The following is a 6,000-nucleotide window of genomic DNA, read 5'->3' on the forward strand; positions in this document are numbered from 1 at the left end:
TTCGCCGCCAGTCCCTGCCCGCGGAAGCGGGCCGGGTTGCCCGGGCGAACCGCATCGCGGTGGCGCCCCGGAACCCGCGGTCCAGGGGGCCGCAGCCCCCTGGCGGGGTGGTCCGGAGGGGCAGCGCCCCTCCGGCGAGACCCCCTTGAACCCCCGTTTCAGCCCCCCTACCTCCTGCCCTGCCGGCGGTGCCCTTTCCGGGGCCGGCGGCGCGGACCGGCCGGGTCGCCCTCGTGGGGCCCATCAGCCCGGATCCGCCGTGCAACGAACCTTGCTGATGCAGGAGGTTCCATGAACGCGATCGACTTCTCCCCCCTCTTCCGCACCGCCATCGGCTTCGACCGTCTCGCGCGGCTGATGGACAGCGCCCGTTCGGCCGCCGAGGGCAACGGCTATCCGCCCTACAACATCGAGAAGACCGGCGATGACAGCTACGTGCTGACCATGGCCGTGGCGGGCTTCTCCGAGTCCGAGCTCGAGGTCACCGCGCAGGAGAACACGCTGACCATCACCGGCCGGCCGCAGCCGCAGCCGGAGGATGGGCGCCGGTTCCTCCATCGCGGCATCGCCGGCCGCGCCTTCGAGCGCCGCTTCGTCCTCGCCGACCACATCGTGGTCGAGGGCGCGGAGCTCTCGAACGGCCTGCTGCATGTCATGCTGCGCCGCGTGGTGCCGGAGGCGCTGAAGCCGCGCCGCATCCCGGTGCAGTCCGGCCGCCCGGTGATCACGGGCGAGGCGGCGCAGGCCGCTTGACGAACGGGCCGGGGGAGGTCTTCCTCCCCCGAGGCCCTGGTCCCTCGGCCCGGACGGGCGTTGCGGGGAGAGAGGGAAGCCTCTCTCCCTCTTTTCATGTGCCGCAGAAGGTCGCCCTGACCCGTTCCTCCTCGCGCGGCGGCAGGGTGAAGCGGTCGCCGGCCGGGCGCTCCGCGAAGGGCCGCGACACCTCGGCCAGAAGGGCCTCGAAGGGCGCGAGATCCTCGCGCTCCACCGCCGCCGCCAGCGCCTCCTCCACGAGGTGGTTGCGCGGGATGACGGCGGGGTTCACCGCGCGCATCGCCGCCGCGCGCTCGGCCGGGTCGCGCCCGTCGCGCGCGGCCCGCGCCTGCCAGCCCTCAGCCCATGCATCGAAGGCCGCCGGTTCGGCGAAGAGCGCGCGCACACCCTCGGCCCTCCCCTCGGCCGCGTCCGCGAGGCGCCGGAAGGTCAGGGTGAAATCCGCCCGGTTCGCCGCCATGCGCTCGAAGAGGTCGAGGATCAGCGCCTCGTCCCCATCCTCCTCGCGCGCGAGCCCGATCTTGGCGAGCAGCCCTTCGCGCCAGGCCGCGCCGAAGGCGGGGGCGAAGCCGCCGAGCGCCGCCCTGGCCTGTTCCAGCGCTTCCTCCTCCCGCGCGGAGATCAGGGGCAGCAGGCACTCGGCCAGACGGGCGAGGTTCCAATGCGCGATGCCGGGCTGGTTGCCATAGGCGTAGCGCCCCTGGTGGTCGATCGAGGAGAACACCGTCCCCGCATCGTATTCGTCCATGAAGGCGCAGGGGCCGTAGTCGATCGTCTCGCCGGAGATGGTGCAGTTGTCGGTGTTCATCACGCCATGGATGAAGCCGACCAGCATCCAGCGCGCCACCAGCGCCGCCTGCCGCGCCACCACGCCCGCGAGGAAGGCCAGCGCCGGGTTCGCCGCCTCGGCCGCCGCCGGGTCATGGCGCGCGATGGCGTGGTCGAGCAGCGCCCGCAGCGCGTCCGCATCCCGGCGCGCCGCGAAATACTGGAAGGTGCCGACGCGGATGTGGCTCGCGGCGATGCGCGTCAGCACCGCGCCGGGCAGCGCGTCCTCACGGAACACGTATTCTCCGGTCGCGACCGCCGCCAGCGCGCGCGTGGTCGGGATGCCGAAGGCGGCCATGGCCTCGCCGACCAGGTATTCGCGCAGCACCGGGCCGAGCGCCGCCCGGCCATCCCCGCGGCGCGAGAAGGGCGTCGGCCCTGATCCCTTCAACTGGATGTCGCGCCTGTCGCCCGCCGGCGTCACCACCTCGCCGAGCAGGATGGCGCGGCCATCGCCCAGGCTCGGCACGAAATGGCCGAACTGGTGGCCGGCATAGGCCTGCGCGATGGGCTCGGCGCCGGGCGGCAGGTGGTTGCCCGCGAGCATGGCGATCCCGGCCTCCGAGCGCAGCCAGGCCGGGTCGAGGCCGAGCCGCTCGGCGAGCGCCTCGTTCAGCCGCAGCAGCCGCGGCGCCTTGACCGGCGTGGGCGCGAGCCGCGCGAAGAGCCGCTCCGGCAGGCGCGCATAGGCGTTGTCGAAGGCCGGGCGGGTGCCGGCTTCGGCCAGCGGGGCGGGTTCGGGCAGGGGCGTGTCGGGCATGTCCAGACTCAGATCGCGCGCCGCCCCCCTCGCGGCAAGGCCGGCCGCCGTGGGCCGAAGCGCGTCGGTGCCCGGCCGGCCATGCCCGTCCGGCGCCATGGCGCGGCGGCGCCGCCCCGGAGCCTGCGCTAGGGCTTGCGGAAGAAGGCGTCCGCCGCGGCGCGGTGGTCCTTCCGCGCCGCGATGCCCGCCTCGGCCCGCGCGATCTCGGCCCTCAGCTCGGCGATGTACTCCTCGAGCTGGGACACGTCCCAGCCGTCGAAGCGTGGCTTCTCCAGCACCTGCCGCCGGCGCGGCAGGTCCTCCTCCTCGATCGGCGCCATGCCGCCTCCTTTCCCATCAGGGCTTTGACCCTGCCCGGTGCGGTCATTATACGGGGCGCATCATTGTCGCGGGGGTTCGCTCCTGCCCCTCCGGCCACCCGAGGTCCGCCCATGCCCCAGCCGCTGATGCCGAAGGCCACCGCCGTGTGGCTGATCGAGAAGACGTCCCTGTCCTTCGAGCAGATCGCCGAATTCGTGAACATGCACCCGCTCGAGATCCAGGCGATCGCGGATGGGGAGGTGGCGCAGGGCATCGTCGGCTTCGACCCGATCGCCTCGGGCCAGCTCACGCGCGAGGAGATCGCCCGCTGCGAGGCCGATCCCACCGCCCGCCTGCAGCTTCAGGAGAGCACCATCGTGCTGCCGAAGCAGCGCGCCAAGGGCGGCCGCTACACCCCCGTCTCGAAGCGCAACGACCGCCCCGACGCCATCGCCTGGCTGCTGCGCAACTACCCGATGCTCTCCGAGGCCGCGATCGCGAAGCTGCTCGGCACCACCAAGGACACGATCGCCAAGGTGCGCGACAAGACGCACTGGAACAGCGCGAACATCAAGCCGCGCGATCCCGTCATTCTCGGCCTCTGCACCCAGTCCGACCTCAATGCCGCGGTGGCCGCGGCGGGCGGCAGCCTGACGCCACCCCCCGCCGAGGATGCGGCCTGAGGCTCAGTGCGTCCTGGCGGTCTTCAGCCGCTCCATCTCCTCCTTGATGCGGAGCTTCTCGCGCTTCAGCCGGGCCAGTTCCCGCTCATCCGGGCGCGGTCGGCTGTCTTCGTCCAGGATCCGACGCTCGAGGGCCGCGTGACGTTCCTCGAGAGAGACAATCCGGGCGTGCAGGGGCATGCGCTGCGCTTCCTCGTTCCGTTTGCCCGCCGCGGCGCCATGCCGCGGCGGCCTTCTGCGGGGGCGGTTGCCACCCTCGCGAACCGGGCGCGCCTTCGCCGGGAATGGCCTGTCGCGCCCCGGCTCTGGCATGATATGGGCGATCCTTCTCGGATTGCATCTCCAACTTCGCCCCGGGGCCGCCGGCCATGATCGCCGACCGTGACGCCATGCTGCGCCGCCTGCACGAACTGCGCAGCGAGCACCGCGACCTCGACACCGTCATCGCGCGGCTCGACGGATCCGCGGTGGACCAGCTCCAGTTGCAGCGGCTGAAGAAGCGGAAGCTGAAGCTCAAGGACGAGATCGCCTGGCTCGAGGGAAGGCTCGTGCCGGACATCATCGCGTGACCCTCGGATGGCGGGCGGCCACCGCGCGCCGCTCCGCGCCTCGCGCCCGGCATCGCCGCCGCGAGAGGCCGCCGACGGCCCCGGCGCGGCAGGGCCGCCCTTCACTCCCTCGCTTGGGTAGGTTCCGATGACAGAGGTAGCGGGCTCCTCGCCCCTGGTTGGCATCATCATGGGCAGCCGCTCCGACTGGGAGACGATGCGCCACGCGGCCGAGACGCTCACGACGCTCGGCGTGCCGCACGAGACCCGCGTCGTCTCCGCCCACCGCACGCCCGATCGCCTCGTCGCCTATGCGAAGGGCGCGGCGGGCCGGGGGCTGAAGGTCATCATCGCGGGCGCGGGCGGCGCCGCCCATCTGCCCGGCATGGCGGCCTCCATGACCCCGCTGCCGGTGCTCGGCGTGCCGGTCGAGAGCCACGCGCTCAAGGGCATGGACAGCCTGCTCTCGATCGTCCAGATGCCCGCCGGCATCCCGGTCGGGACGCTCGCCATCGGCCGTGCCGGGGCGGTCAATGCGGGGCTGCTCGCCGCCGCCATCCTCGCCACCGGCGATGCCGCCTTGGCGCGGCGGCTGGAGGCCTGGCGCGCCGCGCAGACCGAAGCCGTCCCGGAAACCCCGGCATGAGCACCTTCCCCCTGCCCCCCGGCTCGGTCATCGGCATTCTCGGCGGCGGGCAACTGGGGCGGATGTCGGCCATGGCCGCCGCCCGCCTCGGCTATGCCTGCCACGTCTATGCGCCCGAGGCCGATTCGCCCGGCATGCAGGTGGCCGCGCACCGCACCGTGGCGCCCTACGAGGACCGCGACGCGCTGGCGCGCTTCGCCGGCGCCGTCTCGGTCGTGACCTTCGAGTTCGAGAACGTCCCCGCCGCGGCGCTGGAGGCGCTGGCGGGCCTCGTGCCCTGCCGGCCCGGCCTCGCCGCGCTGGCCACCTGCCAGGACCGGGTCGCGGAGAAGGCCTTCCTCGGCCGCATCGGCGTTCCCGTCGCCCCCTGGCGCGCCATCGAGACCGAGGCGGATCTGCACGCGGCGGTGGCCGAGATCGGCCTGCCCGCCGTGCTCAAGACCACCCGCCTCGGCTATGACGGCCGCGGCCAGGCGGTGCTGCGCGAGGCCACCGACCTCGCGCCGGCCTTCGCCCGGCTCGCGCCCAGGCCGCTGATCCTCGAGGCCTTCGTGCCCTTCGCCGCCGAGATCTCGGCCATCGCGGCGCGCAGCGAGGACGGCAGCCTCGCCGTCTTCGACGCGGTGGAGAACCGCCACGCCCGGCACATCCTCGACCTCAGCTTCGCGCCGGCGCGCGTGGATGCCGCGGTGGGCAAGGCCGCGCGCGCCCATGTCGCGGCGGTGGCCGAGGGGCTCGGCCTCGTCGGGGTGGTGGCGCTCGAGATGTTCCTGCTCCCCGATGGCCGCCTGCTGGGCAACGAGATCGCGCCGCGGCCGCACAATTCCGGCCACTGGACGATGGACGCCTGCGCCGCGTCCCAGTTCGAGCAGCACATCCGCGCGGTTGCGGGGCTGCCCCTGGCCTCGCCCGAGCGTCATCACGATGCGGTGATGAAGAACCTGATCGGGCCCGAGGGCCTGGCCGCCTGGCCGCGCCTGCTGCGCCTGCCGGGGGTGGTGCCGCATCTCTACGGCAAGGCCGCGGCGCGGGATGGGCGGAAGATGGGCCACGCCAACCGCCTGCTGCCGCGCGGCGCGCTGGCCGGCCTGCCGGAGCGGGAGGTGCTGGAGGGCCTGTGAGCGCCTTCCGGCCGGTGACGGCAACGGCCATCGCCGCGGATCGGACGTTGCCGATTTGTCACCTGGAAGCGTTGCGCCGGAGCCACATCCTGTGGCCTTCATGATGGCGAGGTCTGGCGCGGGCGGCCAGGAATGCTAGAAAAAGCTCACGTCGAGTCCGGCCCGGGAGTGCGGGCCCCGGCGATCATGTTTTTCGGCCCGAGGGGCCCTACGCAGGAGAATGACGATGAGCCTGAAGAAGGCGCTTCTTGCCGCGACGCTGCTGTCGCTGCCGATGGCGGCGAATGCGCAGGGCTGGGACCCGCGGGTGCAGGGCGTGTACATCGGTGCCGGCTTC

8 protein-coding genes are annotated in these 6,000 nt (G+C 73.2%); 5 read left to right on the forward strand and 3 right to left on the reverse strand.

Translation table 11 applies throughout. The features are described from left to right. Positions 1–291 precede the first annotated feature (291 nt). Positions 292–753 (forward strand): Hsp20 family protein, encoded by a 462-nt coding sequence (locus FHS88_RS11135; protein ID WP_184484555.1) that lies wholly within the window; start codon positions 292–294, stop codon positions 751–753. 94 nt (positions 754–847) lie between these two features. Here the strand turns inward: FHS88_RS11135 and FHS88_RS11140 are convergent, their stop codons facing one another. Then, complete coding sequence (locus FHS88_RS11140) at positions 848–2,362, reverse strand: protein adenylyltransferase SelO (RefSeq protein WP_184484557.1); 1,515 nt, start codon at positions 2,360–2,362, stop codon at positions 848–850. Positions 2,363–2,490: 128 nt separating this feature from the next. Then, on the reverse strand, positions 2,491–2,685 hold the full coding sequence (locus FHS88_RS11145) for a DUF1192 domain-containing protein (protein ID WP_184484559.1): 195 nt from the start codon (positions 2,683–2,685) through the stop codon (positions 2,491–2,493). A gap of 111 nt (positions 2,686–2,796) precedes the next feature. Between FHS88_RS11145 and FHS88_RS11150 the strand changes: the two genes are divergently transcribed. Next, positions 2,797–3,348 (forward strand): DUF1013 domain-containing protein, encoded by a 552-nt coding sequence (locus tag FHS88_RS11150; RefSeq protein ID WP_184484561.1) that lies wholly within the window; start codon positions 2,797–2,799, stop codon positions 3,346–3,348. Positions 3,349–3,351: 3 nt separating this feature from the next. Here FHS88_RS11150 and FHS88_RS11155 read toward each other — a convergent pair whose 3' ends face one another. Continuing rightward, a complete protein-coding gene (locus tag FHS88_RS11155; RefSeq protein ID WP_184484563.1) occupies positions 3,352–3,528 on the reverse strand; it encodes a YdcH family protein in 177 nt (58 codons plus the stop codon). A 188-nt stretch (positions 3,529–3,716) separates the two neighbouring features. On the opposite strand from FHS88_RS11155, the gene FHS88_RS11160 reads away from it, so the two are divergent. The 3 genes from FHS88_RS11160 to FHS88_RS11170 all read left to right on the forward strand — a co-directional run bounded on the left by FHS88_RS11160 (position 3,717) and on the right by FHS88_RS11170 (position 5,663). Further along, positions 3,717–3,917: a YdcH family protein gene (locus FHS88_RS11160; protein ID WP_184484565.1), complete on the forward strand. Its 201-nt coding sequence runs from the start codon at positions 3,717–3,719 to the stop codon at positions 3,915–3,917. A gap of 127 nt (positions 3,918–4,044) precedes the next feature. After that, on the forward strand, positions 4,045–4,542 hold the full coding sequence (purE, locus tag FHS88_RS11165) for a 5-(carboxyamino)imidazole ribonucleotide mutase (RefSeq protein WP_184484567.1): 498 nt from the start codon (positions 4,045–4,047) through the stop codon (positions 4,540–4,542). Then, entirely contained in the window at positions 4,539–5,663 is a 1,125-nt protein-coding gene (locus tag FHS88_RS11170) for a 5-(carboxyamino)imidazole ribonucleotide synthase (protein WP_184484569.1), read from the forward strand. The genes purE and FHS88_RS11170 overlap by 4 nt, the downstream gene beginning before the upstream one ends. Positions 5,664–6,000: the final 337 nt, after the last annotated feature.

Origin of the sequence: Neoroseomonas alkaliterrae, assembly GCF_014199195.1 — a bacterium.
Classification (GTDB): Bacteria; Pseudomonadota; Alphaproteobacteria; order Acetobacterales; family Acetobacteraceae; genus Neoroseomonas; species Neoroseomonas alkaliterrae.